The sequence below is a fragment of the Streptomyces sp. NPDC002176 genome (genome assembly GCF_044903645.1).
GTDB lineage: Bacteria > Actinomycetota > Actinomycetes > Streptomycetales > Streptomycetaceae > Streptomyces.
Map to the genome: position 1 here is coordinate 226,054 of NZ_JBJDQW010000001.1, position 24,276 is coordinate 250,329.

25 protein-coding genes are annotated in these 24,276 nt (G+C 71.7%); 16 read left to right on the forward strand and 9 right to left on the reverse strand.

What is annotated here, in order from left to right; translation table 11 throughout:
• Positions 1-10: 10 nt before the first annotated feature.
• Both ACI2LY_RS00945 and ACI2LY_RS00950 read right to left on the reverse strand, forming a co-directional pair.
• The gene (locus tag ACI2LY_RS00945) at positions 11-922 is read right to left on the reverse strand and encodes a YegS/Rv2252/BmrU family lipid kinase (RefSeq protein WP_404705214.1); all 912 of its coding nucleotides are present in this window, start codon (positions 920-922) and stop codon (positions 11-13) included.
• Positions 923-942: 20 nt separating this feature from the next.
• The gene (locus ACI2LY_RS00950; RefSeq protein WP_404705215.1) at positions 943-2,526 is read right to left on the reverse strand and encodes an FAD-binding oxidoreductase; all 1,584 of its coding nucleotides are present in this window, start codon (positions 2,524-2,526) and stop codon (positions 943-945) included.
• A gap of 80 nt (positions 2,527-2,606) precedes the next feature.
• Between ACI2LY_RS00950 and ACI2LY_RS00955 the strand changes: the two genes are divergently transcribed.
• Genes ACI2LY_RS00955 through ACI2LY_RS00965 form a run of 3 tightly spaced genes read left to right on the forward strand, consistent with a single transcriptional unit; the run spans position 2,607 to position 5,484 of the window.
• Positions 2,607-3,206, forward strand: a complete 600-nt coding sequence (locus tag ACI2LY_RS00955) for a TetR/AcrR family transcriptional regulator (protein WP_404705216.1) — start codon at positions 2,607-2,609, stop codon at positions 3,204-3,206.
• Positions 3,203-4,783, forward strand: a complete 1,581-nt coding sequence (locus tag ACI2LY_RS00960) for a glycerol-3-phosphate dehydrogenase/oxidase (RefSeq protein WP_404705217.1) — start codon at positions 3,203-3,205, stop codon at positions 4,781-4,783. Before ACI2LY_RS00955 ends, ACI2LY_RS00960 begins: the two co-directional genes overlap by 4 nt.
• A gap of 41 nt (positions 4,784-4,824) precedes the next feature.
• Positions 4,825-5,484, forward strand: a complete 660-nt coding sequence (locus ACI2LY_RS00965) for a hypothetical protein (protein WP_404706450.1) — start codon at positions 4,825-4,827, stop codon at positions 5,482-5,484.
• A 15-nt stretch (positions 5,485-5,499) separates the two neighbouring features.
• Here the strand turns inward: ACI2LY_RS00965 and ACI2LY_RS00970 are convergent, their stop codons facing one another.
• Entirely contained in the window at positions 5,500-5,994 is a 495-nt protein-coding gene (locus ACI2LY_RS00970; protein WP_404706451.1) for a GNAT family N-acetyltransferase, read from the reverse strand.
• 102 nt (positions 5,995-6,096) lie between these two features.
• On the opposite strand from ACI2LY_RS00970, the gene ACI2LY_RS00975 reads away from it, so the two are divergent.
• Positions 6,097-6,915, forward strand: a complete 819-nt coding sequence (locus ACI2LY_RS00975; RefSeq protein ID WP_404705218.1) for an alpha/beta hydrolase — start codon at positions 6,097-6,099, stop codon at positions 6,913-6,915.
• Here the strand turns inward: ACI2LY_RS00975 and ACI2LY_RS00980 are convergent.
• Positions 6,899-8,344 carry an XRE family transcriptional regulator gene (locus ACI2LY_RS00980; RefSeq protein WP_404705219.1) on the reverse strand — a complete coding sequence of 482 codons (1,446 nt, stop codon included), beginning with the start codon at positions 8,342-8,344 and terminating at the stop codon, positions 6,899-6,901. The two genes, ACI2LY_RS00975 and ACI2LY_RS00980, sit on opposite strands and share 17 nt — an antisense overlap.
• 344 nt (positions 8,345-8,688) lie before the next feature.
• Here ACI2LY_RS00980 and ACI2LY_RS00985 point away from each other — a divergent pair, with 344 nt between their 5' ends.
• Together ACI2LY_RS00985 and ACI2LY_RS00990 are read left to right on the forward strand one after the other, a co-directional pair.
• Entirely contained in the window at positions 8,689-9,099 is a 411-nt protein-coding gene (locus ACI2LY_RS00985; RefSeq protein WP_404705220.1) for an ATP-binding protein, read from the forward strand.
• A gap of 40 nt (positions 9,100-9,139) precedes the next feature.
• On the forward strand, positions 9,140-9,481 hold the full coding sequence (locus ACI2LY_RS00990) for a hypothetical protein (RefSeq protein ID WP_404705221.1): 342 nt from the start codon (positions 9,140-9,142) through the stop codon (positions 9,479-9,481).
• 13 nt (positions 9,482-9,494) lie between these two features.
• On the opposite strand, the gene ACI2LY_RS00995 is transcribed toward ACI2LY_RS00990, so the two are convergent.
• Positions 9,495-10,697: an MFS transporter gene (locus tag ACI2LY_RS00995; RefSeq protein WP_404706452.1), complete on the reverse strand. Its 1,203-nt coding sequence runs from the start codon at positions 10,695-10,697 to the stop codon at positions 9,495-9,497.
• Positions 10,698-10,765: 68 nt separating this feature from the next.
• Between ACI2LY_RS00995 and ACI2LY_RS01000 the strand changes: the two genes are divergently transcribed.
• The gene (locus ACI2LY_RS01000) at positions 10,766-11,611 is read left to right on the forward strand and encodes a DUF1206 domain-containing protein (RefSeq protein ID WP_404705222.1); all 846 of its coding nucleotides are present in this window, start codon (positions 10,766-10,768) and stop codon (positions 11,609-11,611) included.
• A gap of 36 nt (positions 11,612-11,647) precedes the next feature.
• Here the strand turns inward: ACI2LY_RS01000 and ACI2LY_RS01005 are convergent, their stop codons facing one another.
• On the reverse strand, positions 11,648-12,439 hold the full coding sequence (locus ACI2LY_RS01005) for an SDR family NAD(P)-dependent oxidoreductase (RefSeq protein WP_404705223.1): 792 nt from the start codon (positions 12,437-12,439) through the stop codon (positions 11,648-11,650).
• A gap of 86 nt (positions 12,440-12,525) precedes the next feature.
• On the opposite strand from ACI2LY_RS01005, the gene ACI2LY_RS01010 reads away from it, so the two are divergent.
• Positions 12,526-13,377 carry a helix-turn-helix transcriptional regulator gene (locus ACI2LY_RS01010; protein ID WP_404705224.1) on the forward strand — a complete coding sequence of 284 codons (852 nt, stop codon included), beginning with the start codon at positions 12,526-12,528 and terminating at the stop codon, positions 13,375-13,377.
• Here ACI2LY_RS01010 and ACI2LY_RS01015 read toward each other — a convergent pair.
• Complete coding sequence (locus tag ACI2LY_RS01015) at positions 13,369-14,250, reverse strand: helix-turn-helix domain-containing protein (RefSeq protein WP_404705225.1); 882 nt, start codon at positions 14,248-14,250, stop codon at positions 13,369-13,371. The genes ACI2LY_RS01010 and ACI2LY_RS01015 overlap by 9 nt on opposite strands.
• A 165-nt stretch (positions 14,251-14,415) precedes the next feature.
• Between ACI2LY_RS01015 and ACI2LY_RS01020 the strand changes: the two genes are divergently transcribed.
• From ACI2LY_RS01020 to ACI2LY_RS01045, 6 genes are all read left to right on the forward strand, one after another.
• The gene (locus ACI2LY_RS01020; protein WP_404705226.1) at positions 14,416-15,339 is read left to right on the forward strand and encodes an alpha/beta hydrolase; all 924 of its coding nucleotides are present in this window, start codon (positions 14,416-14,418) and stop codon (positions 15,337-15,339) included.
• Positions 15,340-15,776: 437 nt separating this feature from the next.
• On the forward strand, positions 15,777-16,640 hold the full coding sequence (locus tag ACI2LY_RS01025) for a CAP domain-containing protein (RefSeq protein ID WP_404705227.1): 864 nt from the start codon (positions 15,777-15,779) through the stop codon (positions 16,638-16,640).
• Positions 16,641-16,751: 111 nt separating this feature from the next.
• Positions 16,752-17,825, forward strand: a complete 1,074-nt coding sequence (locus ACI2LY_RS01030) for an NAD(+)/NADH kinase (RefSeq protein ID WP_404705228.1) — start codon at positions 16,752-16,754, stop codon at positions 17,823-17,825.
• 128 nt (positions 17,826-17,953) lie between these two features.
• On the forward strand, positions 17,954-18,109 hold the full coding sequence (locus tag ACI2LY_RS01035; RefSeq protein ID WP_135793346.1) for a DUF6131 family protein: 156 nt from the start codon (positions 17,954-17,956) through the stop codon (positions 18,107-18,109).
• Positions 18,110-18,254: 145 nt separating this feature from the next.
• Positions 18,255-19,499: a cytochrome P450 gene (locus ACI2LY_RS01040; RefSeq protein ID WP_404705229.1), complete on the forward strand. Its 1,245-nt coding sequence runs from the start codon at positions 18,255-18,257 to the stop codon at positions 19,497-19,499.
• A gap of 202 nt (positions 19,500-19,701) precedes the next feature.
• Positions 19,702-20,193: a peptidylprolyl isomerase gene (locus ACI2LY_RS01045; RefSeq protein ID WP_393914449.1), complete on the forward strand. Its 492-nt coding sequence runs from the start codon at positions 19,702-19,704 to the stop codon at positions 20,191-20,193.
• A 58-nt stretch (positions 20,194-20,251) separates the two neighbouring features.
• On the opposite strand, the gene ACI2LY_RS01050 is transcribed toward ACI2LY_RS01045, so the two are convergent.
• Both ACI2LY_RS01050 and ACI2LY_RS01055 read right to left on the reverse strand, forming a co-directional pair.
• Positions 20,252-21,220 carry a threo-3-hydroxy-L-aspartate ammonia-lyase gene (locus tag ACI2LY_RS01050; protein ID WP_404705230.1) on the reverse strand — a complete coding sequence of 323 codons (969 nt, stop codon included), beginning with the start codon at positions 21,218-21,220 and terminating at the stop codon, positions 20,252-20,254.
• Between the two features lie 31 nt (positions 21,221-21,251).
• Positions 21,252-21,893, reverse strand: a complete 642-nt coding sequence (locus ACI2LY_RS01055; RefSeq protein WP_404705231.1) for a transcriptional regulator — start codon at positions 21,891-21,893, stop codon at positions 21,252-21,254.
• A gap of 123 nt (positions 21,894-22,016) precedes the next feature.
• Here ACI2LY_RS01055 and ACI2LY_RS01060 point away from each other — a divergent pair, with 123 nt between their 5' ends.
• Both ACI2LY_RS01060 and ACI2LY_RS01065 read left to right on the forward strand, forming a co-directional pair.
• Positions 22,017-22,775 carry a GNAT family N-acetyltransferase gene (locus tag ACI2LY_RS01060; protein ID WP_404705232.1) on the forward strand — a complete coding sequence of 253 codons (759 nt, stop codon included), beginning with the start codon at positions 22,017-22,019 and terminating at the stop codon, positions 22,773-22,775.
• A gap of 120 nt (positions 22,776-22,895) precedes the next feature.
• Entirely contained in the window at positions 22,896-24,245 is a 1,350-nt protein-coding gene (locus ACI2LY_RS01065; RefSeq protein ID WP_404705233.1) for an MFS transporter, read from the forward strand.
• Positions 24,246-24,276: the final 31 nt, after the last annotated feature.

A 24,276-nucleotide genomic window follows, 5' to 3' on the forward strand; every position in this document is an offset into this window, starting at 1 on the left:
TTGCAAGACGTTACCGCTTCGTTCCCCGCGGGCCCGGTGACGGGCACAGCACGGCGAGGTCGGCGGGGCGGACCCGCACGGTGACGGGCAGCGCGGCCTCCACCTCGCCGTCGGCGCCGTAGGGCACGGGACGGTCGGCCTCGATGCGCAGCTCCCGGCCGCGCAGCACGCGTACCTCGGGGCGGTGCACGTGGGCGCCGGTCTTCAGCTCGTTCATGAGGGCGAAGAACAGGCGACGCGGGGCCTCGCGGATCAGCACGATGTCGAGGAGGCCGTCGTCGAGTTCGGCGGCGGGGGCGACGGCGCGGCCGAAGCCGTAGTAGGGCGAGTTGGCGGCGACGACGGTGTAGCCGCGGTGCCGCTGTTCCTCGCCGTCGACGGTGATCCGGTAGTCGGCGGTGCGCCAGGTCGCCACGGCGCGCAGTCCGCCCGCGTAGTAGGAGGCGGCGCCGCGCAGCAGCCGGGACTGGTTGGCGTACCGGTTGGCGAGGGCGTCGACCCCGGCGTACACGCTGCCGAGGACGACGGTGCGCGGGTGGACGGCGGACTCGACCTCGATGGTGTCGACGTGCCGGGGCGCGGCGTGCAGCAGGATCTCGGCGAGGGCGGCGGGGTCGGCGGGCAGGCCGAGGGCGCGGGCGAAGTCGTTGCCGCGTCCGGCGGGTACGAGGCCGAGCACGGCTCCGGTGCCGCTGAGCGCTCCCCCGATGCCCCCGGCCATGCCGTCGCCGCCGACCGCGAGGACGACCCGGCCGCTCTCCCCGGCGCGCAGGGCGGTCTCGCGGGCGTGGGCGAGGCTGTGGCTGTACTCGGTCTCCAGGGTGGCGCCCGCCTCGCGGAGGTGCCGGGCCACCTGGAGCAGCGTGGCGGCCCCGGTGGAGGCGCCCGCGGTCGGGTTGACCACGGCGGTGAACTCTCGCATCGGTGTGCCTCCGGGCGCGGTCAGTCGGTGGGGAGCAGGACGCCGGGGTTGAGCAGCCCGGCGGGGTCGAGGCGGGCCTTGACGGCACGCAGCGCGTCGACGGCGAGGGGTCCGGCCTCACGGACGTACCAGTCGCGGTGGTCGGTGCCGACGCCGTGGTGGTGGGAGATGGTGCCGCCCGCCGCGAGGATCGCCTCGTTGGCCGCGTGCTTGGCCGGGGTCCAGTGGGTGAGGGGGTCCTCGCCCTGGGCGCTGACGACGGTGAAGTAGAGGGAGGCGCCGTTCTCGTACACGTGGGAGATGTGGCACATGACCAGGGGCGGGGTGCCGGCGCCGGTGAGGGTGTCGGTGAGGGCGGTGCGTACGGCGGTGTACAGCTCGGGTATCCGGGACCAGAACGCGGCGGTCTCCAGGGTCTCGGCGAAGGCACCGGCGTCGAGGAGGGCGTCACGGAGGTAGGGCGCTTCGTAGCGGCCGTGGGCCCAGCGTTCGCCGGGTTGGGTGCCGACGAGGGTGCCGCCGCACTCCCGGAGGACGGCGGCGGCCTCCTCGCGGCGCCGGGCGGTGTCGGCCTCGGTGCCCTCGTAGCCGGTGACGGCGAGGCAGCCGGTGCCGCCGTCGGCCAGGGCGGCGCCGATGGCGTCGGGCTGGGCGAGGCCGACCAGGGTCTCGGTCTCGTCGGAGAGCCGGAGCACGGTGGGCCGGGGCCCGTCCTGGGCGAGCCTGCGCAGCGCGGCGGCGCCTTCGGCGAAGGTGGCGAACCGCCAGCCCTCGTAAAGGCGTTGCTCGGGCTGGGGCCTCACCCGGACGGTGACGGAGGTGATGACGCCGAAGGCGCCCTCGGAGCCCAGGATCAGCTGGCGCAGGTCGGGTCCGGCGGCGGAGCGCGGGGCGCGGCCGGTCTCGATGGTGCCCTCGGGGGTGGCGAGGGTGAGGCCGAGGACCATCTCGTCGAAGCGGCCGTACCCGGCGGACGCCTGGCCGCTGGAGCGGGCGGCGGCGAAGCCCCCGACGGTGGCCCACTCGAAGGACTGCGGGAAGTGGCCGAGCGTGAACCCCTGTGCGGCGAGCAGCGCTTCGGCCTGCGGACCGCGCAGGCCCGGCTGGAGGACGGCGGTGCGGGAGACCGGGTCGAGGTCGAGCAGGGCGTCCATCCGGCGCAGGTCGAGGGCGATGAACTCCCTTTGTTCGGGGGCGAGTCCACCGACGACGCTGGTGCCGCCGCCGAACGGCACGACCGCCACCGCGTGCGCGGCGCAGGCCCGCAGCACGGCGAGCACCTCCTCGTGGGAGGCGGGCAGGACGACGGCCTGCGGTACGTCGGTGAGGTCGCCCGCACGGATGCGGAGCAGGTCGGGCGTGGACTTGCCGCGGGTGTGGCGGACGCGGCTCTCGGTGTCGGTGCGGACATGGTCTACCGCGGCGGCGAGGTCCTTGAGGACGGCCGGGGAGAGCGTGGGCTCGGGCAGCTCAAGGTCGGTCAGCGCGAGAGGAGTTGAGGGGCTCGGGCGGACGCCGAGCAAGTCGTGCAGGAGTCCGGCCACCGCGTCGGGCAGGGGGGCCGCCTTCGCCGGGTCGCCCCAGCCGTTCCACAGCATGTCCATCGAACGGTCGTCCTCACCCAGTCGGTTCGGTGTGTGCGGCGCCATCTCGCCCCGGCCGCCGGGGCGTTACACTGTTACACATGACGTCCATCCGTCACAACCGTTCGGACGCCGACACCGTGCTCGACGCGGTGCGCGACTGCGTCCTGGCCGTAGGTGTCCGCCGCACCACGCTCGCCGACGTGGCCCGCCGCGCCGGGGTCTCCCGGATGACGCTGTACCGGCGCTGGCCCGATCTGCGCACGCTGGTGGGCGACTTGATGACCCGCGAGTGGCTCGCCGTGGCCACCCGCGCGATGCCCGAGGCGTCGGAGGGCCCACATACCCGCGCCCGAATCGTGACCGGACTGGTCGCGGGCGTCACCGAGTTCCGCGACCACCCTCTGTTCCACAAGATCCTGGACGTCGACCCCGAGCTGCTGCTCCCCTACGTCCTCGACCGGCGCGGCGCCACCCAGGAGGCCCTGCTGACGCTGCTGAGCGACGCCCTGCGCGAGGGTCACGCGGACGGCTCGGTGCGCGTGACGCATCCCGAACGGCAGGCCCGCGCCGTGCTGTTGCTGGTGCAGTCCTTCGCGCTGTCGCTGCGCACCATGACCGACGAGGACGACCCCGAGCTGGACGCCGCCGCCTTCCTGGGCGAGCTGCGCACCCTTCTGGAAAGGACCCTCACCCCATGAGCATCCGCGACCGCGCAGACCGTACGGCCACGCCGGGTTCGTCGCTCGGCGCCGCGCGCCGCTCCCGCGAGCTGGCCAGGGCGGCCGGGGGCGGCACGGCCGACCTGCTGGTGGTGGGCCTCGGCGCGACGGGTGCGGGGGTCGCCCTGGACGCGGCGGCGCGCGGTCTGGACGTGGTCGCGATCGACGCCCACGACCTGGCCTTCGGTACCTCCCGCTGGAGTTCCAAGCTGATCCACGGGGGCCTGCGCTATCTGGCGGCCGGGCAGTTCGACGTGGCGCACGAGAGCGCGGTCGAGCGGGGCGTGCTGATGACACGCACGGCACCTCATCTGGTCGCCGCGCAGCCCTTCGTCCTGCCGCTGACCCCGCTGGTGTCACGGGCGCAGGCGTCGCTGGCGTGGGCGGGGTTCCGGGCCGGGGACATGCTCCGGCTGGCCGCCCGCACCCCGCGCCAGGTGCTGCCGGTGCCGCGCAGGCTGACGGCGGCCGAGGCCCGGCACCTCGCGCCCTCGGTGCGCGCGACCGGGCTGCGCGGCGGCCTGCTGTCCTGGGACGGCAAGGTGACCGACGACGCCCGCCTGGTCACCGCCCTGGCCCGCACCGCCGCCGCACACGGAGCCCGGGTCCTCACCCGCGTCCGCGCTCTGTCGCTCGGCCGCACCGGGGCCCGCTTCCGGGACGAACTCACCGGCGAGGAAGGGGAGATACGGGCGCGTGCCGTCGTCAACGCGACCGGCGTATGGGCCGGGGGCCTGGTGGACGGCTTCCGCGTACGCCCCTCCCGCGGCACCCACCTCGTACTGCGCTCCGAGCGCCTGGGCGCGCTCCCGGCGGGCCTGCACATACCGGTGCCCGGCGAGACCAACCGCTTCGTGCTGGTGCTCCCGCAGGGCGACGGCCGCACCTATGTGGGCCTCACCGACGAGCCGGTCGAGGGCGCGATCCCGGACGTGCCCGAGGTACCGGAGACGGACATCGGCTTCCTGCTGGACGTGCTGGGCTCGGTGCTGGACGCGCCGGTGCGCCGGGACGAGGTGGACGGCGCGTTCGCGGGGCTGCGCCCGCTGCTGGACACGTCGGTGCCGGGCGCGCCCGGCTCGGTGCGCACGTCGGACATCTCGCGGCGGCACGCGGTGCTGACCTCGGCGGACGGGGTGGTCACCGTGGTCGGCGGCAAGCTCACGACGTACCGGCGGATGGCACAGGACGCCGTGGACGCGTGCGGCCTGACCTCCGCCCCCTCCCCCACCGCCGCACTCCCCCTGGTCGGCGCCGCCGCCCCGGAGCGCCTCCGCGACCTCCCCGCCCCCGCCCGCCTGGTCCGCCGCTACGGCACCGAGGCGCTGGCGGTGCAGGCTCTGGCCGAGCAGGACCCGACGCTCGCCGAGCCGGTACTCCCCGGCCACCCGGTCACCCGCGCGGAACTCCTCTGGGCCGCCCGCCACGAGGGCGCCCTCGACCCGTCCGACCTCCTGGACCGCCGCACCCGCATCGGCCTCGTCCCCGAGGACCGCGCCGAGGCGCTGGCGGTCGCCGCCGAGATCCTGTCGCGGGCCACCCCATCGGGCGTCTGACCTGTTTCACCGCTTCGTGCCAGGGGCATCCGTCGCACGTGATGCCCCCCGGCCGCGACGCCCCGCCCCCACCCCCGCGCGACTCCGTCGACCTCCGCTTCGACGGCTGGATCACCGGCATCGGCACGGCCTCCGGCACCCGCCTGGTCCTGGGCCACTGGCCCCGGACCCCCTTCGGCCCCTTCAGCGACGTGATGGTGGAGCGGGCGGACGGTCACCGCGTCCTGCTGGCGCCGACCCGGCAGGTGGCCGACTTCATCGCGGGGACGTACTCCTTCGACGAGGTCCGGCTCGTGCCCGTGCGGGTGCGGATCGCCGGGGCGCACTGGACCGTGACCGCAGGCGCGGCGCTCGACCTCACCTTCACCGTCGGCCGCCGGGGACCGCTGGGCACCCTGCTCCATGTCGCCGGGCCCCTGGTCTCCCGCCCCGCCCTCGCCGCCGTGACCGATCCCGTCTCCCGGCTGCTGCTGGGCGTACCCACGCGGGGCTCCGCCGGAGGCGGCCGGTACGAGTGGTACGGCGCCCACGATCTGCACCGGCTCACCTCCGCGACCACCGTCCTCGACGGCCGAGACCTGGGCCCGCTCGCCCCGGTCGACCCTCCGGTCCGCTTCGGCTTCGCCTCGACCCCGCGCACGCCTTGCCAGGTGAGGGTGACGACGACGGTACGCGAGGCGGGGCCGACGCCTCAGCGGTGAGTCGCACTCATCCCCTCACCCGGTGCTCGTTCGATCTACGGGACGCCCGCATTCCATCAGCAACCGGCTCCCCCGTGGGCCGACCGGGCGAAAACCCGCCTTGCTCCACGCCCTGACGGCACGGCGATTGGACGCTTCAGGATCGACGGTCACGCGGTCCCATCCCACGCAGGTATGCAGGTGCCGGACGAGGGCGCGGGCGGCGTCAGGACCGTATCCCCGCCCCTGGGCGTGGGGCGCGAGCACCATGTCAATGCCGCCATCGTGCGGCCCGGCGGCGACGTACTGGGCGTAACCCACGGGCTCCACACCCGTGAGGACCAGCAACGAGACCACTGCGGGCCGCCGTCTCCCGATGTACTTCGCGGCCACTTCCTCGCGCCCGAGCGGCTGCCCGCCCCACTCGCGGACGAACTCGGGGTCTGCGAACCACCGTGCGAGCAGCGGCAGATGCTCCTCCGTGGCGGGAACGAGCAAGGTCGCCTCCCCCGCGATGCCGCACTCCGGTATCTCCTCCACGACTGCCGACCCCTTTCGCGCGCGTGTCTCGTCCAGCGCCTTGGGGCGCGAAGCCGAGCTATTGGCAGTCACACCCGATTTACGCTTGCCCGCATGGCGACTGACAGCGTGACGGTACGCACCTTTGACGGTCTGCACCTCGCGGGCACCCTGGAGCAACCTCGTACACAGGCCACCCGTGCTGTGCTCCTGGTGCACGGCGGTGGGGTCACTCGGGAAGAAGGCGGGTTCTTCACTCGGCTTGCGAATGGCCTCGCGGAGGCGGGCATCGCCAGCCTCCGCTTCGACCTCCGGGCACACGGCGAGAGCGAAGGACGGCAGGAAGAACTCACGCTCTCCATGATCCTCAACGACATCCGCGTCATGCTGGCTTATCTACGGAATGAGACCGGAGTCCAGCAGCTCACCCTCCTCGGAGCGAGCTTCGGCGGCGGTATCTGCGCGTATTACGCGGCCAAGCGGCCCGACGAGATCGGCGGGTTGGTGCTCTTCAATCCGCAACTCGACTACAAGCGCCGGACCATCGACAGCCGGGACTACTGGACGGATGATGTCATCAGTGACGAGGCGGCCGCGGAACTCACCGAGCGCGGCGCGATCCAGTTCACTCCCACCCTCCGCCACGGCCGCCCAATGCTGAATGAGGTGTTCTGGCTCAAGCCGCACGAAGTCCTGGAAGAAGTGCAGGCGCCCACGCTCATCGTGCACGGCACGGCCGACACGCTGGTGCCGTTCGAGTCCTCCCGTGATGCCGTGCCGCGCTTCACCGCGCCCGTGCGGCTCGTGCCGGTGGAAGGCGCGCAGCACGGCTTCGCCGTACACGATGACCCGCAGTACCGGGAGCCGAAGAGTCAGGAGTACCAGGCGTTCGTCATTCGTACGGTGACCGAATGGATCAACCGACCGAGTTGAGCACGTCGCGGAGTTCGCGTACCGCTGGTCGGCTGCGCCACCGGTCCAGACTGTGCAAGACCTCCCCGAGAACACGTACGGTCCGTTCCGACTTCACCTCGTAGGCCACCGACGCGGAATCCGTGCCGATCTTCGCGGCCTCGTCCGGTTCACCACTGAGCGCCAGGGCCGCCGCCCGCCGCGCATTGAAGAACCCCGTATCGCGGTGGGACATGGCGTTGGCGCTCAGCACCTCGCCGAACAGGTCCACAGTCCGGTTCGGCTTACCCGCCTCGGTGAGGGTGATGGCGTCGCGGAGCAAGCGGGTGTGCCCGTTGAAGTAGGCCCCGAGCGCTTCGGGGTCATCGTCGGAAGCGCTCGCCAGGAGGGTCGCGGCGGTGTCCAACTGGCCGCGTACGACGTCCAGTGGGTCACCGAGCATGGCGCGGCCGAGCGCCTCCTGCTGCGTCACCTCCGCCTGCACACGGGCGGGAAGCTGCCACCTCGCGTGTCCGGCGGCCTGGGCCAGGGTGAGTACTCGGAGGGCATCTCGCTCGTCGTAGGCCATCTGGGACTTCTTGAGAAGCACGTAGCCCTGCATGGAGGCGTCGTCGGCCTCCTGCGCCCACTCCATGGCGCGGTCGTACCAGGCCACGGCCGCTTGCGGCTGTTGGATGTCCCGGTACAGCCACCCGGCGAATTCCGCGCCCTCGGCTCCGACGCTGAGCAACTCACGGCGCACGCTCGGTTTGACCTCACGGACCTGGCTCTCGAGCGCGTCCAGCAAGCCGAGTACGACCGGCAGCGTCTTCTTCGGGCCGAGGGCACCGTCGTCTTGCTTGGCCTTTTCGAGCACCCGGCCGAAGTACGCGACAATGGGGCCATCCGCACAACGGTGGGCGTCTTCAAGGACACTGTCAAGGCCGAGGCTCGGCAGTACGGCAGCGGCGACCCCGGTCTTTAAGAACTCGCGGCGGTTGAAGGCACTCATTGTTTCTCTTCCAACGGAGTCCATGACGGCAGCTTCCACCGACTGGTTGAGCAGTTCGCCCAACCCGTTCGCTGCGAGAGTCTCTGCGGCTACCGGAATCAAAACCGTGCGGCCGTGGACAACGACTCGCAGCAGCACATCGGCCGACATCCTGTCCGGCTCAGCGCTCGGCTTTTCGCTCGGATTCTTCGCAAGCACCACCTCGGTTGAGACGGACTGCTTGGCATCGGGCAACTTGAACCACAGTAGGTCTCCGGGCACGTAGAGGCTATGCGCCCATCTCATGAGCTTGGCGAGGTCCTGCGGCGGCTTGCCACTCTCGATCCGACTGAGTTGTGCCTGATTGAGGTCGAGCCATGCGGCCAGCCTATCTTGGGAAAGCACTCGACCGTGCCAGGGGTGCGTGCGATAGGCGTAGAACACCTGACCCATATGCCAGGAGTCCAGTGCCTCCACCATGACAGGGTGTCGCCAGAATTCGGCCGGAGGGATCGGTGCCTCACCGACGCCTTGGACCTGCGCGCGGCGGACGCAAGCCGAGCACCGCTCCGTGCGGTTGTCGCGGGCCAGCCGGGTGCCGCAAGAGCAGAATCGAACCTCAGCCGGTGCCATTCGTCGTACCTCACTCGCGATACAGGCGTTGTACCCGCCCAATCTAGGGACAGTAGACGCCCCACGCCCGCCCTTCCATGCATCCCATGCATACCCGTCCATGCAGTCGTGCCATGACGCGGCAGTCGTACCAACCTCGATGCTCTGACCAGGTAGTTCACCCCTGACCGCGAGCTGCGAGGGAATGTCCCATGCCCCAGGAAACACTGGTCAGCCGACTGGAACTGGCCGCGCAGCCGGACGCAGTGCGTTGGGCACGACGCCACGCGCGCGACGTCCTGAATGCGTGGCGGGTGTCGAGTGATGACGTCGATTCCGCCGCCCTGGCGGTTTCCGAACTGGTCACCAATGCCGTCCAGCACGCGACGAAAACAGCCACACCGGGTCGTTTGGCTCTGACCCTGCGGCACCGTCGCATGCGGCTTCTCGTAGAGGTGGCCGACTCGGACACCCGGCCGCCGGTCCGCTCCGCAGCCGTGTCGTTCACGAGCGAGGGTGGACGCGGTCTGCAGCTGGTGGAAAGCATGTCCAAGGAATGGGGCTACTACCTCCCGCCGACCGGCGGAAAAGTCGTCTGGTGCGCCTTCGCCCTGAACGGCTGACTCCTTGTCGCCCCATGAGAAGAGTTCGAGGTAGAGCATCATGAGTACACCCCCGCGCCCGAAGGCCGTTGCCTATCTGCGCATCGACCCGAAGGACACAGACAAACTGACCGCCATGCAGGAGAAGCTATTTTCCGAGTACGCGGCACAACACCACTTCGACCTCTGCCACATTGAGTTCGAGCCGGGCAACTCGCTCGCGGTCGGGCGCATCGGCCAGATCATCGAACAGCACAGCGCCAGGCACTTCCTTGTGCTTTCCATGGAGAACGTCACCGCCCATCCGATGCTTTCGAACTCCCTGAAGGAGGCAATTACGTACGGATCAGGCGCGGAAGTCCATGAGATCGAGACGGACTGCCCGAAGAGTTCGGCCCCGTAGCGACAAGTACGAGCTACAGCCCCCGAGGCGGACGCACCCGTACCCGCGCCCCCACCGCCATCACCAGCACGATCGCGCAGGCCGTGAACACCATCCCCGCCCCGCGCACCCCCACACCCACCGTCAGCGCGCCCACGCCGACGACCGGGACGGAGATGCCGAGGTACGCCACCACGAAGAAGGCCGAGATGGTGGCGCCCCGGTGTTCCTCGGGAGCTGCCGCGCCCACTGCCGTGAGGCCCGCGCGGAAGGCCATGCCCTGGCCCGCGCCGCCGGTGAGGGCGCCGATGAGGAGGAGGGGGAGGGACTTCGCCAGGAGGGAGGTGCCGACCAGGACCAGGCCGACGGCGAGTACGGCGCAGCCCCAGGGGAGGGCGGCGCGGGCGCCGATGCGGCCCATGAGGAGTTGGCCGCCGGTGGAGGCGCAGAAGACGCTGAAGACGACGGCGCCGGTGACCGCGAGGTTGTGCTCGCCGAGGGTCTCGGTGAGGAAGGCGGGCGCGACGGCCGTGAACAGGCCGAGCAGGGAGAACCCCGCGAAGGCGGCCAGTGCGCAGGGGCCGAACACCCCGCGTACCTCGGGCGGTACCCGCATTCCCTGCGGCCGGAGCGGGGGCCGGGCGCCTTCGTGGTGGACGGTCTCGGTGAGCAGCAGGGTGACGACGAGCGCAAGCGCCAGCAGGCCGAGGTGGACGACGAACGGCAGGATCAGCGGCCGGGGCGCGTACTGGGCGAGCAGCCCGGAGACCAGCGGGCCGAGCCCGAGCCCGCCCATGTTGGCGGCGGTGGCGGCCAGTGCCGCCCGCCCCCGGTGCTCGGGCGGCGCGAGGTCGAGGACGGCGGCCGTGCCGGTGCCGCTGAGCAAGCCCGCCGAGAAGCCGGACAGCACCCGCCCGAGGTACAGCAGCGGCAGCCCGCCCTCCAGCAGGAAGCACACCGCGCTGAGCGCGGACAGCGTCAGGGCGCAGATCAGCACCGGGCGCCGTCCCAGCACGTCGGAGGCGCCTCCGGCGAGCAGCAGGGCGACGATGACGCCGACCGCGTAGACCGCGAACACCACGGTCACGATCAGCTCGGAGAACCCGATCCGCTCCCGGTACAGCCCGTACAGCGGGGTCGGCAGCGTGGTGCCCATCATGCCCACGGCGAAGACGCCCGCCGCGGCGAGATAGCCGGGGCGCGGGCGCCGCCGGGAGGTGGCGCTGTCGGAGTCGATCACAGCTCACCTTGGCACGTGGCCGCCGGTCAGGCGTGACGCGGACACGCCGGGGCATCGGGTGTGTCATGGACTCAAGCGTTCTGGCACAGCGCGGTCGGGGGCAGGCCCGGCGAGCGGCCGACAGCCCGGCGATGACCGCGGCGGCGAAGGCGGGCTTCGTCGCCCGTGGACTGATCTACCTGCTCGTCGGGGTCATAGCCCTGCAGATAGCCCTGGGCGGTGACGGCGGCAAGCAGCAGGCCGACCGCGGCGGCGCCCTCGCCGAGCTGGCGGACAAGCCGTTCGGCGCCGCCATGCTGTGGATCGTCGGCATCGCGCTGGCCGGGATGGCGCTGTGGCGGCTGTCGGAGGCGGTGGTCGGCAGCGCCGGGCCGGACGGCGGCAAGGCGTCGAAGCGCGCGATGTCCGCGGTGCGCGCGGTGTTCTACGCGTTCGTCTCCTACTCGGTGCTGTCCTACGCGGCCGGGCAGAAGGGCAGCGGCGGCGGCTCCTCGGACAAACAGAGCGACGACGTGACGGCGATGGCGATGAAGTGGCCCGGCGGCCAGTGGATCGTCGGAGCCGCCGGGCTCGTGGTGATCGGGGCGGGCGTGTACATCGCGGCCCGGGCCATCATGCGCAAGTTCCGCAAGCATCTGCGCACCGGCGAGATGTCCCCCACCGTGCGGAAGATCGTCGACGTCCTCGGTGTGGGCGGCGGCACGGCGCGCGGCGTCGTCTTCGCGGTGGCCGGGGTGTTCGCCCTGATCGCGGCCGTCCAGCACGAGCCGGGCAAGGCCAAGGGGATGGACGACACCCTGCGTTCCTTCCGCGACCTGCCCGCCGGGCCCTGGCTGCTGGCGCTGATCGCGCTGGGCCTGGTCGCGTTCGGCGCCTTCTCCTGGTGCAACGCCCGGTGGCGCAAGGTGTGACCCTCCTACCGTCCACGACCACGGCGCCCCGCCTTCTCAGGTGAGGGCGCCGCCGTCCACCCGCAACACCGCGCCGGTGACGAACGAGGCGCGGTCGCTCAGCAGCCAGGCCGCGGCCTCCGCGATCTCCTCGGGCCGGGCGTCCCGCCGCAGCGGGGTATGCGCCTGGAGCCGCCCCTGGAGGCCCGGCGACTTCTCCTCCCAGGAACGCATCATCTCGGTGGCCGTGTTGCCGGGTGCGATGGCGTTGACGCGGATGCCCTCCGGGCCGTACGTGACGGCGGCCGACTCGGTGATGCTGTTCAGGGCCCGCTTCATCGCGCCGTAGCCCGGCAGTTCGGGGTTGCCGCGCAGGCTGCCGACGGAGGAGTTGTTGACGATGGCTCCGCTGCCGGAGGTGGCGCGGATCGCCGCGACCTCGGCGTTCATGGCGAGCCACTGCCCCTTGAGGTTGACGGTGTAGAGCCGGTCGAACTCGTCCTCGGACAGCTCGTCCAGCGGGCCGGGCGCCTGGTTGGCGGCCCCGTTGTTGAAGGCGATGTCGAGACGGCCGTGCAGTTGTACGACGCGGTCGACGGCCGAACGCACCGCGTCCCCGTCGGCCAGGTCGCAGACCACGTAGTCGGCGGTGCCGCCCTCGGCCCGGATCTCGTCGGTGACCGCCTTCAGCTGGTCCTCGCTGCGGGCGGCGAGCACGACCCGCGCCCCCTCGCGGGCGAAGAGCCGGGCCGCGGCCGCGCCGATACCGCGTCCGGCGCCGGTGATGAAGGCGACCTTGCCGGGGAGCAGTCCGGTGGTGGCGGACGTGTCTGTCGGTGTGGGGTTCATACAGTCGAGCTTGCGCCGCCCGGCCCCGCTCATCCAGGCACAGGCGGTACCTGGCTGACCCCGCCGGAACGGCGCAGACTGGAGCCGTGGACCGAGACGAACTGGCGGCATTCCTCCGTGACAGGCGCGAGCGGATCGGCCCGGCGGAGGTGGGTCTGCCCGCCGGGCCGCGCCGCCGTACGCCGGGGCTGCGGCGCGAGGAGGTGGCGCAACTGGCGTTCATCTCCACCGAGTACTACACCCGGCTGGAGCAGGCGCGTGGCCCGCGCCCGTCCCGCGAGGTGCTGTCCGGGCTGACGCGGGCGCTGCGGCTGACCGACGCCGAGCGCGACCATCTGCACCACCTGGCCGGGGCGCCCCCGGCCCCGCCGTCCGGTCCGCCGCGCGAGGTGCGGCAGAGCATCCTGGACCTGCTGACCCGGCTGCCGGGGACGGCCGCCATCGTCACGTCGGCGATCGGCGAGGTGCTCGCCTGGAACGACCTGGCGGCCGCGCTGATGGAGGACTTCTCCGCGCTCTCCCGCCGCGACCGCAATCTGATCCGCCGCGTCTTCCTCGACTCGCCCCCGGACGGGCCCCCGCTGTACGGCGTCTCGGACGCGGCCGAGTTCGCCCGCGACTCGGCACAGCGGTTGCGCGCGGCCTCCGCCCGCTACCCCGACTCCCCCGAGGTGACCGGCCTGGTGACCGAACTCCTGGCGGGCAGCGAGGAGTTCGCCCGGCTGTGGGAGGAGTACGAGGTGTCCGTGCTGCCGACCCTGGCCAAGACCTTCCACCACCCGGTGGTCGGCCCGCTGACCGTCAACTGCGATGCCCTGCACGTCCCGGACCGGGATCAGCGGCTCATCCTCTACACCGCCACACCCGGCTCGGCCTCGGAGGAGGCGCTCCGGCTGCTCGCGGTCGTGGGGACCCAGCGGATGGACGTGTCAGGCTGAGCCGCCGCGCCGCCCCTGCGGCGTGTCATGGCGGGCGTCCGCCGCCCAGGAGGACAGGATGCGCAGGCCGTCGTGGGAGGGGGTGCCGGGTTCGGCGGTCCAGACGACGAGTTGCTGGTCGGGGTCACCGGCGCAGGCCAGGGCGTCCCAGTCGAGGGTGAGTTCGCCGACCAGGGGATGCCGCAGCACCTTGTCGCCCCGGCTCAGCCCGGCGACGCGGTGGTCGCCCCACCAGCGCCGGAAGTCGTCGTCCCGTACGGACAGTTCACCGACCAGCGCGGCCATCCGCTGGTCCTCGGGATCGCGGCCCGCCTCCCTCCGCAGCATCGCCACGCAGGACCGGGCGGTGTGTTCCCAGTCGGCGTGGAGTTCGCGCATCGCGGGGTCGGAGAAGACGAGCCACACGTAATTGCGGTGCCTCTCCGGAATGCGCGAGAAATCGGTGAGGAGTGCGGCCGCCATGGGATTCCAGTCGAGGATGTCCATTCGGCGGCCCATGACCAGCGCGGGGGACGTGGTGAGTTCGTTCAGCACCCGGTGCAATTGCGGATGGGTCTTCTGCACGGTACGGCGGGGCGGCCGCGCGAGGGATTTTCCGGCCAGCTCGAACATATAGGCCCGCTCCTCCTCGGAGAGGCGCAGGATCGCGGCGAGCGCGTTCAGCACGGGTGCGGACGCCCGCCTGCGCCCCTGCTCCAGGCGGGTGTAGTAGTCGGTGCTGATGGACGCCAGCAGGGCGACCTCCTCGCGGCGCAGCCCCCGGACCCGGCGCCGGGCGCCCGCCTCGGGGAGCCCGGCCTCCCTGGGGCTGATGCCGGATCGCCGGGCCTTGAGGAATTCCCCCAGCTCATTGGAGTCACGCTGACCGCTCATGGATCGAGTGTCACAGAAAAGCGCCGCACGGTGAGGGGGCCAGGATTGTCCCTGGACAACCGGGTCGGGGGCTGCGGGCGGCCCATTGTGCGGGCGCCCGGCCGGGGTGAGTGTGGAGGTGAAAGGCCCTCTGGGTTTTCTCGGAACAATTGAGGAGCAGTACCCATGGAATCCGTACGGTTCAAGAACCGCACCTGGGACGTGGCGGCGGACCTGCGTCTGCCGGAAGACTTCGACCCGGCCAGGAAGTACCCGGCGATCATCTGCGCCCACCCCATCAGCAGTTGCAAGGAGCAGACCGCGGGCGCCGTCTACGCCGAGGCGCTGACCAAGCTGGGCTATGTGACCCTGGCCTTCGACGCGTCGCACCAGGGCGAGAGCGGCGGGGAGCCCCGGTATCTGGAGGACCCGGCCACCCGTGTCGAGGACTTCCGCTGCGCCGTGGATCACCTCGTCACCCTCGACTACGTGGACGAGGAGCGGATCGGTGTCGTCGGCGTCTGCGGTGGCGGCGGTTACGCGGCCCAGGCCACGATGACCGACCACCGCATCAAGGCCCTGGCCACGGTGGTCGGCGCCAACTACGGCCGCCTGATGCGCGAGGGCGACCTCACCCCGGACGCGGCGCTCCACGCGCTGGAGGCGATCGGCAGGCAGCGCACGGCGGAGGCACGCGGCGCGGAGCCGGTGACCACCGGCTACATCCCTGGCTCCGAGGCGGAGCGCGAGCAGGCCGGGATGACCGACGTCGACATCGTGGAGGCCGTCGACTACTACACCACCGAGCGCGGGCAGCACCCCAACTCCCCCAACAAGCTGCGCTTCTCGGGGCTGGAGGCCGCCTTCGCGTTCGACGCCTTCCACCTGGCCGAGGTGCTGCTGACCCAGCCGCTGCAGATCGTCGTCGGTGACGTGCCGGGCGGCTTCGGCTCGTACCGGGACGGCTTCGAGCTGTTCGACCGGGCGCGCTCGGCGAAGAAGGACATCTTCGTCGTCCAGGGCGCGAGCCACTACGACCTGTACGACCAGCCCAAGTTCACCGGCCCCGCGCTGGAGCGTCTGAAGTCCTTCTTCGCGGAGAACCTGTAGCCCCGCGAGCGGCCGGAGAAGGGGATGGTTCCGTGACATCCCTCACAGGCTCCGATGACCTACGGGGGTCCCTTAGTAGGTGACGAGCCGTGACGACAAGTGCGCTTTGTCCGTCTTGGCGGGCATTTGGATCATGCTGTCCCCTGGACCGGCCCCTCCGTCGGCCAGGAACCCTCGCTTTCGCAAATCATGCGGGGTTCTGACGGCCCGGCAGCAGCGGGCAAAAGCCGCTGGTGCCGGGTCGGCACGCCTTCGTGACCTTGGCAAGGGGCTCACAGGTCTACGAAGCGCATTAGTACGACAGTCTCTTTGCACGCCTTGTGTGGCCGTCCTAAGAATGACGACTCGCAGGGCGTCTTTTTGCTGTTCGGGAGGCGGGTTCCAGCAAGAGGAAGCCGCGCGGCGGCGCCCGGCGTCTACCGAATGAGGTTTCACGCATGGGAAAGCACCGTAAGAACCAGCAGTACCGGCGGGTGCTGATAGCCGCCGTCGCCGTCGGCGCGGTGGGCGTACCGACCGCCGCCGTGGCCTGCGTCGACTGGAAGGACGACTCCCGGCAGCAGACCGAGGCCACCGCCTGGCGGACGGAGCAGAGCCCCCGTCACGAGGCGCACGAGGTGCGCGAGCGGCCCGCCTCCACGACGCCCTCCGCTTCCCCGAGCGCCCGCACCGAGCACCGGCCCGCCTCGGCGCCCGCCCACCACCGCACCGCCCGCACGACGGCCCCCGAGGCGGCGAAGACCACCGCGGCCGCCCAGCCCGTCAAGACCGCCAAACCAGTCACCGCCAAGCCCGCCGTCGCCAAGTCGGCCTCCGCGAAGCCCGTTTCCACGCCGACCGTGCGCCAGGTCTCCACCCGGCCCCGCCCCGTGCGGACCGCCACCGCCGCCGCGCCCAGCACCCCGCAGCCCGCCGCGACCGCGTCCGGTGACATCGCCCGCGTCGTGGAACTGGTCAACGCCGAGCGCGCCAAGGTCGGCTGCTCCCCGGTCAAGCTCAACTCGACGCTGTCCAAGGCCGCGCAGGACCACAGCGCCGACATGGCCGCGCACAACACCATGTCGCACACCGGCTCCGACGGCTCCGACCCGGGCTCGCGCATCACCGCCGCCGGGTACCAGTGGAGCGCGTACGGCGAGAACGTCGCCTACGGCTACTCGACGCCCGAGCAGGTCATGGACGGCTGGATGAACAGCGCGGGCCACCGCGAGAACATCCTGAACTGCTCCTACAAGGAGATCGGCGTGGGCCTCGCCCAGCCCGGCAGCTACTGGACCCAGGACTTCGGCACCGCGAGGTAGCGCCAGGCACCGCCAGCCAGCAGCGCCCAGCGGCGTGGCGTCCCGTACCCGTCTCCGCCTCCCAGTGAGGATGGGGCGGTCGTACGGGTCGGTTGGGAGGCGGGTGTCGGGATGACGGTGGACCGTATCGGCTTGGTCGTGCACGCCGGGCGCCCGGCCGCGCTCGCCGCGGCGGACGCGGTGCGCGCGTGGTGCGCCGAGCACGACGTGGGCTGCGCCGACATCGACGTCTGGCAGGAGGGCGCCCGGCACAGCGCCCGCGAGGAGGTCGACAGCGCGGGCGACCCGGACCTCATCGTCACCCTGGGCGGCGACGGCACCTTCCTGCGCGGCGCCCGGCTGGCGGCCGAGAACGACGCCCTGGTGCTCGGGGTGGACCTCGGCCGGGTCGGCTTCCTCACCGAGGTGCCCGCCCCGGCCGTACGGGCCGCGCTGGACGCGGTGCAGGAGGGCCGGTACGAGGTCGAGAGCCGGATGCTGCTCACCATGCGCGCCTCGTGCCCGCTGGGCGTCCCCGCCCACATGGCGGACCTGGTGCGCTACGGGCGCGGCCCGATGCTGCCGCCGCCACGGGTACGCGGTGAGTGCACGGTCGGTGACGACTGGGGCGTGGCCCTGAACGTCACCGCGCTGAACGACGTGGTCGTGGAGAAGCTGACCCGGGACCGGCAGGTCTCGGTGGGCGTGTACATCGCCGGGCAGCTGCTCGCCTCGTACTCCGCCGACGCGCTGCTGGTGGCCACCCCCACGGGATCGACCGCGTACAGCTTCGCCGCCGGGGGTCCGGTGGTCTCGCCGCGCATGGAGGGGCTGCTGTTCACACCGGTCGCCCCGCACATGACGTTCGACCGCTCGGTGCTGGCCGCGCCGGACGAGCCGATCGCGTTCCGGGTGCTGGAGCGCTCCGGCCGGGCCGCCGTCAGCATCGACGGCCAGGTCAGGGGCGTACTCAACCCCGGCGACTGGATCGGCGTGTACGCGTCCCCCCGGCGGCTGCGGGCGGTGCGGCTGGGTCCCATGGACTTCTACGGACGGCTGCGCGAGCGGATGAACCTGACCGACGCGCCCGCGGCCGTCGCGGACGGTCAGGCCGCCCCGCTGTGGCCGGTGCGCTCGGCGCCGCCCGGCGACCTCGCCCATCTGGCGCTGCCCCCGACTCCCGACGACGGTCCGCCACACCACTGAGCTGCGGAAACTCCGTCCGGGGCGGAGCGGCCCGAAAGGATGTCCAGGTTTCCCGGTCCGGAGTGAGAATGTGTCCCGCATGGGGGCACTAGAAGAGCAGGTACTTCTCCTACGGCTGGAGGCACACCATGCTCGCCATCGGTGTCATTTTGCTCATCATCGGTTTTCTCACCGGGATCTCGATCCTGTGGACGATCGGCATCATTCTCGCGGTGATCGGCGCCATCCTGTGGATTCTCGGCGCCACCGGTCACGCTGTCGCCGGCCGTCGGCACTACTGGTGATCCTTCGGTGGTGACCTCCCGGCCCCATCGGTCCCCCTGATCACGCTCCGGCGCGGCAGGGGGACCGCTGATGTGGCGGAACCCCGCATGCGGCCCGCCCAAGGCTGCGGGAGGCTGGCGGACACTGCTGGAGAAGGGACCCGCCATGACCTTCGACTCCGCGTCCGTCGAACCCGTACCCCCGTCCTCACCGCCCCCGCCGCCGGTGCGGCCCTGGCTGGTGGAGGACCTGCCCGCGCTGGACCCCGATCCGTTCCTGGACTCGCTGCTGCGCGACGAGCCGGTCACCCGCATCCAGCTGCCCTACGGGGAGGGGCACGCATGGCTGGTCACCCGCTACGAGGACGTCCGCTTCGTCACCTCCGACCCGCGCTTCTCCCGGGCGGAGCTGCGGGGCCGCTCGGTGACCACCATGGCGCCGCAGACCGTGGCCTCGCAGACGGCCGGTCTCCAGTACATCGACGCGCCCCGGCACACCGTGCTGCGCCGGGTGGTGGCGCGGGCGTTCACCGCGAAGAGCATGGCCCGGCTGCGGCCGCTGGCCGAGCGCACCGCCCGCGAGATGCTGCGGGGCATGCGGCGCGCGGGCGCCCCCGGCGACCTCATGGAGCATCTGTACACGCCGTTCCCGATCGCGGTGGTCTGCGCCTTCCTGGGCGCCGACGAGGACGACTGGCGCAACTGGGCGGGCAACTCCGAGGCGCTGCTGACCAAGGCGAACGCGAAGGAGCGCAATCAGGCGGCCCGCCAGGACACCCGGAGCCGGGTCGTCGCACTGCTGGAGCGCCGCCGCACCGAGCCCCGCGACGACCTGGCCGGAGTGCTGGCCGCCGCCTCGGCGAGCGGGGAGATCACCGACGACGAGGCGATCTCGCTGGCGATGGCCGTGTACGTCAGCGGCGGGCACGCCGTGCGCAACAACAGCGGCTCGATGATGTACGCGCTGCTCACCCATCCGGACCAGTTCGAGCGGCTGCGCCGGGAGCCGGAGCTGCTGCCGAAGGCGGTGGAGGAGCTGTTCCGGTTCGTCCCGCACCGCAACGGCGTCGGCATCCCCCGTATCGCCCTGGAGGACGTGGAGATCGGCGGCCATCTGATCCACAAGGGGGACGTGGTCTACAACGCCTACGTGGCCGCCAACCGCGACCCGTCCGCCTTCCCCACCCCGGACCTGCTGGACTTCGACCGCTCCGGCGCGGGCCATGTGGCCTTCGGGCACGGTCCACACTTCTGCCTCGCCGCGCTGATGGCCCGGATGGAGGCCGAGGTGCTGATCGAGGCCGTGATGACGGAGTTCCCGGAGGTGCGGCTCGCCGTACCACCCGAGGACGTCGAGTTCCAGCGGGACGGCCTGATTCGCGGTCCGAGAACACTGCCGGTGAGCTGGTAGCGGCGGGCGGGGTTTGCCTGTGCGTATGCGGCAGGCCCGGATTCGGGCCGACATCGCGTACGATAGGCTCACTTGGCGATCTCGATGACTGTTTGCGTGTGCACATTTCACCTGGAGTACCCGCAAAAGGACCGCCCCGACCCGGTCCGCCGGGCCCGGCTCCGGCGAACGTCCGGGACCGACCGGCGGTAGGTTGATCTCCATGAGCGACAACGTGTACTTCGACATCACCATCAACGACGAGCCCGCGGGCCGGATCGTGTTCCGCCTCTTCGACGACGTCGTGCCCAAGACCACCAAGAACTTCCGCGAGCTGGCCACCGGCGAGCACGGCTTCGGCTACGCCGGTTCCCCGTTCCACCGCGTCATCCCGCAGTTCATGCTCCAGGGTGGCGACTTCACCAACGGCAACGGCACCGGCGGCAAGAGCATCTACGGCGAGAAGTTCCCCGACGAGAACTTCAACCTCAAGCACGACCGGCCGTACCTGCTCAGCATGGCGAACGCGGGCCCGAACACCAACGGCTCGCAGTTCTTCGTGACCACGGTCGTCACCCCCTGGCTGGACGGCAAGCACGTCGTCTTCGGCGAGGTCGTCGAGGGCCAGGACATCGTGGACCGCGTCGAGTCCCTCGGCAGCGGCAGCGGCGCCCCCAAGGCCAAGGTGGCGGTCTCCGCGAGCGGCACCGTCTGATCCGCCCCGCCACTCGCCGTGCCCCCGCACACCGGGGGCACGGCGGCCGGTGCCCGGCTCAGCCCGCGGTGAGTTCCGCGAAGCGCCGGGTGTCGATGTTCCCGCCCGAGGCGATGATGCCCACGCGTGGCGGAAGGTTCTCGACGCGCCCGGACAGCAGGGCCGCGAGCGGGGTGGCACCGCTCGGTTCGAGGACGATCTTCAGGCGTTCGAAGGCGAACCGCATGGCGTCGACGATCTCCTCGTCGCTGACCAGCGCGATGGCGTCGACCAGCCGCTGATTGAGCGCGAAGGTGATCTCGCCGGGACTGGGCAGCATCTGCCCGTCGGCGATGGTGCGGGGCACCGGGATGGTGACGCGCTCCCCCGACTCCAGCGAGCGCTTGGTGTCGTCGCCCGCCTCCGGCTCCACGCCGATCATCCGCACCGCCGGGTACAGGGACTTCGCCACGACCGCGCTGCCCGCGATGAGCCCGCCGCCGCCCACCGGGACCACCAGCGCGTCCAGCTCCCCGATGTCCTCCAGGAGTTCCAGCGCGGCCGTGCCCTGGCCCGCGATGACGTCGAGGTGGTCGTAGGGCGGGATCAGCGCCAGCCCCCGGTCCTTCGCCAGTCCCTCGCCGAGCGCGCCGCGCTCCTGGGTGTAGCGGTCGTACGTGACGACCTCCGCGCCGTAGCCGAGGGTGGCCTGCTTCTTGGACTCCGGCGCGTCCTCGGGCATCAGGATGACGGCGGTGGTGCCGAGTTCCCGGGCGGCCAGCGCGACCGCCTGGGCGTGGTTGCCGGAGGAGAAGGCGGCGATGCCCTTGGCGAGCTGCTCCGGCGGCAGCTGCTTGGCCGCGTTGTAGGCGCCCCGGAACTTGAAGGCGCCGACCCGCTGGAAGTTCTCGCACTTGATGAACACCCGCGCCCCGACCCGGGCGTCGAGGGTGCGCGAGGTGAGGACGGGGGTGCGATGGGCGACGCCCGCCAGGCGGGCGGCGGCCGCGCGGACGTCGTCGAGGGTGAGGTGCGGTTCGGCGGGCATGGTGGGTCCCCCAGGGTGTGATTTCGGGCGCTTACTTGGTGTAGTTGTAGACGGTCGCCCGGGAGACCCCGAGCAGGTCGGCGATGGTCTGGGCGGCGTCCCGCGCGTCGAACCAGCCCTCGCCGTGCAGGTGCCGTACCAGCTCGCGCTTGGCGTCCCGGCCCAGCGATCTCGGGGTGCCCCCGCGCCGCGCGGCCAGTTCCTCCACTGTCCCGCGCAGCTCCCGCGAGCGCCGGTCCCGCAGGGTCTCGGGCGGCTCGGCGCCGTGTTCGGTGCCGGTGGCGACCAGGTTGGCCAGGGCGAGCGCGACCGGCGAGAGCACGGACACGTCCAGGTTGAGGCAGAGCGCCGCGATGTACTCGCCCGCGCTGTTCCGGATGCCGATGGAGGTGCTCTTGGCGGGGCGCCCGTCGGGGAAGCGGTTGGGGTAGTTCTGTACGACGTCCGGGTAGTCGGGGTCCGCGATGCGGGCCAGGCCCAGCTCGGTCGCGGGGTCGCCGGGGGCGCGGCCGGAGAGGTTGTTCTCGATGGTCCGGATCGCGTGGTCCGGGTCCCGCAGATCGTGCAGCACGACCTCGCACAGCCCCGGGAACATCCGCCCCAGCGCGACGGCGACCTTCTCGGCCTCGCCCAGCAGATGCTCGTCCTCGGACCCCACCGACACCGCCTCCATAGGTTCTGGACGGGTTTTCCAGTTCTGGACGATACATCCAGGACGACTTCGGCACCAGGGACACAATTCGGTTGGCCGGGCGGACCCGCTGTGGCAGCGTGCGGTGCCGTGCCCCTTGATGTCGTGCCTTTCGATGTGCAGAACTTCGCCGCCGCCAACCTGCTGCGCCGCCCGGAACCGGTCCGGGTCGGCGGATTCGTGGCGGGCTTCGACCCCGCGACGACCAGCCCCTACGTCAACTACGCGACCCCGCTGCCCGGGACCAGCCCCACGGAGGCCGACGTGGCCGCCCTGGTGGCCGAGTTCCGCGGGCGCGGCCTGCTCCCCCGGCTGGAGTTCGCCCCGGACGCCGCGCTGCAAGTGGCTCCGGCACTGCGCCGGGCGGGCTTCAGCACCGAGGCGGTACACGAGTACCTGGTCTGCACCCCGGCCACCCTGACCCTCCCCACCGGCCTCCCCCAGGCCGAGACCCCGTCCTCGGACGAGGAGTTCACGGAGATCGACACGGCGCTCGCCGAGGCGTTCGACGGGGAGTTCCCGGCGTCCGCCGAGGGCGCGGCCCGGCTGCGGCGGACGCAGGACCGCGGCGGCGCCGTCCGGTTCGTCCGCGCGGACGACGGCGGCTGTGCCGGGGCGGCCAGTTGCTCGGCACCCGCCGAGGGCACGGCCGAGCTGGCCGGGGTGGGCACGCGGCCCGCGTACCGGGGACGCGGAGTGGCGGCGGCCGTCACCGCCGCGCTGGCCGGGGTGATGTTCGAACGGGGCGCGGAGTCGGTGTGGCTGGAGTACTCGGGCGACGGCTCCCGGCGGGTGTACGAGCGGGTCGGCTTCCGCCCGGGCGGCACCCGGTTGTACCTGCGGCTGGAGCGGCCGCTTCCTTAGCGGAGTGTTAGATCTGCGCGTCGTCCCTTGTCCGGGGCGGGTGGGCGGCGCATGCTCGGGCGGCACTCGGGTCCGGCGTCCCACGGCGTCGGCCCCCGTCCCCCCTTGTCTGGAGCCGCCATGTCCGCGTCCGCCGCACCGCCCACGCTGACCCCCGCCGCCCGCCGCTTCGCCCTGATCGGCGGGTCGCTGGGCAATCTCGTGGAGTGGTACGACTGGTTCGTCTACGCCAGCTTCGCGATCTACTTCGCGGACTCCTTCTTCCCCGGCGACAATCCGACGACCAAGCTGCTCAACACCGCGGGCATCTTCGCGGTCGGGTTCCTGATGCGGCCGGTCGGCGGCTGGGTGCTGGGGCGGGCGGCGGACCGGCACGGCCGCAAGAGCGCGCTGACCCTGACCGTCACCCTGATGTCGGTGGCGGCCCTGCTGATCGCCGTCGCGCCGACCTACGGGCAGGTGGGCTACTTCGGCGCGCTGGTGCTGCTGCTGGCGCGGCTGCTCCAGGGGCTGAGCATCGGCGGCGAGTACGCGGCCAGCGCCACCTATCTGACCGAGGCGTCCGCGCGGAACCGGCGCGGGCTCGGCTCGTCCTTCCAGTACGTCTCCATGACCTGTGGGCAGTTGCTCGGTCTGGCGATCCTGATCACGATGCAGCACACCCTGACCACCGAGCAGTTGCAGAGCTGGGGCTGGCGGGTGCCGTTCGTGCTGGGCGCGGTGTTCGCGCTGGTGGTGTTCTGGCTGCGGCGGCGGCTGACCGAGACGGAGGCGTTCACCGAGGAGACGGGCGGCGGCACCGACACCGCGCGCGGCTCGCTCAAGGCGCTGTGGGAGCACCGTCGGCAGGCCGGTCTGGTGATGGCGCTCACCCTGGGCGGCACGGTGGCCTACTACACGTACACCACGTATCTCACCAAGTACCTGATCGGCAGCGCGGGCATGGCCAAGTCGACGGCCACGCTGGTGAGTTTCACCGCGCTGGCGGTGTTCGCGGCGATCCAGCCGCTGGCCGGGATGCTCTCCGACCGGATCGGCCGCAGGCCGCTGCTGATCACCTTCGCGGTGGGGTGCACGGTGGGCACGTATCCGATCATGACGGCACTGGGGTCGGCGCACTCGTACTGGTCGGCGCTGGGCCTTTCCCTGCTGGCGCTGGTGATCGTCACCGGGTACACCTCGATCAACGCGGCCGTGAAGGCGGAGCTGTTCCCGACCCGGGTCCGCGCGCTCGGTGTGGCCCTGCCGTACGCGCTGGCCAACGCCCTGTTCGGTGGGACGGCGGAGTACGTGGCGCTGTGGTTCAAGGACGCCGGGCACGAGGAGATGTTCTTCTGGTACGTGTCGGGGTGCGCGCTGGTCTCGCTGGTCACCTATGTGCTGATGCCGGACACCCGGGACGCCGCGCTGAGCCGGGCCGAGGCGGAGGCGGACACCGGTTCCGCGCTCACCCCGGCGAAGGCGGGCTGACCCGACGACGGCCCCGATCCGGTCGACTGCG

What these genes read in the sequence shown, in the direction of transcription:
- ACI2LY_RS00945 (WP_404705214.1), bottom strand. Translation starts at nt 922, where the DNA reads ATGCGAGAGTTCACCGCCGTGGTCAACCCGACCGCGGGCGCCTCCACC.
- ACI2LY_RS00950 (WP_404705215.1), bottom strand. Translation starts at nt 2,526, where the DNA reads ATGGACATGCTGTGGAACGGCTGGGGCGACCCGGCGAAGGCGGCCCCC.
- ACI2LY_RS00955 (WP_404705216.1), top strand. Translation starts at nt 2,607, where the DNA reads ATGACGTCCATCCGTCACAACCGTTCGGACGCCGACACCGTGCTCGAC.
- ACI2LY_RS00960 (WP_404705217.1), top strand. Translation starts at nt 3,203, where the DNA reads ATGAGCATCCGCGACCGCGCAGACCGTACGGCCACGCCGGGTTCGTCG.
- ACI2LY_RS00965 (WP_404706450.1), top strand. Translation starts at nt 4,825, where the DNA reads ATGCCCCCCGGCCGCGACGCCCCGCCCCCACCCCCGCGCGACTCCGTC.
- ACI2LY_RS00975 (WP_404705218.1), top strand. Translation starts at nt 6,097, where the DNA reads ATGGCGACTGACAGCGTGACGGTACGCACCTTTGACGGTCTGCACCTC.
- ACI2LY_RS00980 (WP_404705219.1), bottom strand. Translation starts at nt 8,344, where the DNA reads ATGGTGGAGGCACTGGACTCCTGGCATATGGGTCAGGTGTTCTACGCC.
- ACI2LY_RS00985 (WP_404705220.1), top strand. Translation starts at nt 8,689, where the DNA reads ATGCCCCAGGAAACACTGGTCAGCCGACTGGAACTGGCCGCGCAGCCG.
- ACI2LY_RS00990 (WP_404705221.1), top strand. Translation starts at nt 9,140, where the DNA reads ATGAGTACACCCCCGCGCCCGAAGGCCGTTGCCTATCTGCGCATCGAC.
- ACI2LY_RS01000 (WP_404705222.1), top strand. Translation starts at nt 10,766, where the DNA reads ATGGACTCAAGCGTTCTGGCACAGCGCGGTCGGGGGCAGGCCCGGCGA.
- ACI2LY_RS01005 (WP_404705223.1), bottom strand. Translation starts at nt 12,439, where the DNA reads ATGAACCCCACACCGACAGACACGTCCGCCACCACCGGACTGCTCCCC.
- ACI2LY_RS01015 (WP_404705225.1), bottom strand. Translation starts at nt 14,250, where the DNA reads ATGAGCGGTCAGCGTGACTCCAATGAGCTGGGGGAATTCCTCAAGGCC.
- ACI2LY_RS01020 (WP_404705226.1), top strand. Translation starts at nt 14,416, where the DNA reads ATGGAATCCGTACGGTTCAAGAACCGCACCTGGGACGTGGCGGCGGAC.
- ACI2LY_RS01025 (WP_404705227.1), top strand. Translation starts at nt 15,777, where the DNA reads ATGGGAAAGCACCGTAAGAACCAGCAGTACCGGCGGGTGCTGATAGCC.
- ACI2LY_RS01030 (WP_404705228.1), top strand. Translation starts at nt 16,752, where the DNA reads ATGACGGTGGACCGTATCGGCTTGGTCGTGCACGCCGGGCGCCCGGCC.
- ACI2LY_RS01035 (WP_135793346.1), top strand. Translation starts at nt 17,954, where the DNA reads ATGCTCGCCATCGGTGTCATTTTGCTCATCATCGGTTTTCTCACCGGG.
- ACI2LY_RS01040 (WP_404705229.1), top strand. Translation starts at nt 18,255, where the DNA reads ATGACCTTCGACTCCGCGTCCGTCGAACCCGTACCCCCGTCCTCACCG.
- ACI2LY_RS01045 (WP_393914449.1), top strand. Translation starts at nt 19,702, where the DNA reads ATGAGCGACAACGTGTACTTCGACATCACCATCAACGACGAGCCCGCG.
- ACI2LY_RS01050 (WP_404705230.1), bottom strand. Translation starts at nt 21,220, where the DNA reads ATGCCCGCCGAACCGCACCTCACCCTCGACGACGTCCGCGCGGCCGCC.
- ACI2LY_RS01055 (WP_404705231.1), bottom strand. Translation starts at nt 21,893, where the DNA reads ATGGAGGCGGTGTCGGTGGGGTCCGAGGACGAGCATCTGCTGGGCGAG.
- ACI2LY_RS01065 (WP_404705233.1), top strand. Translation starts at nt 22,896, where the DNA reads ATGTCCGCGTCCGCCGCACCGCCCACGCTGACCCCCGCCGCCCGCCGC.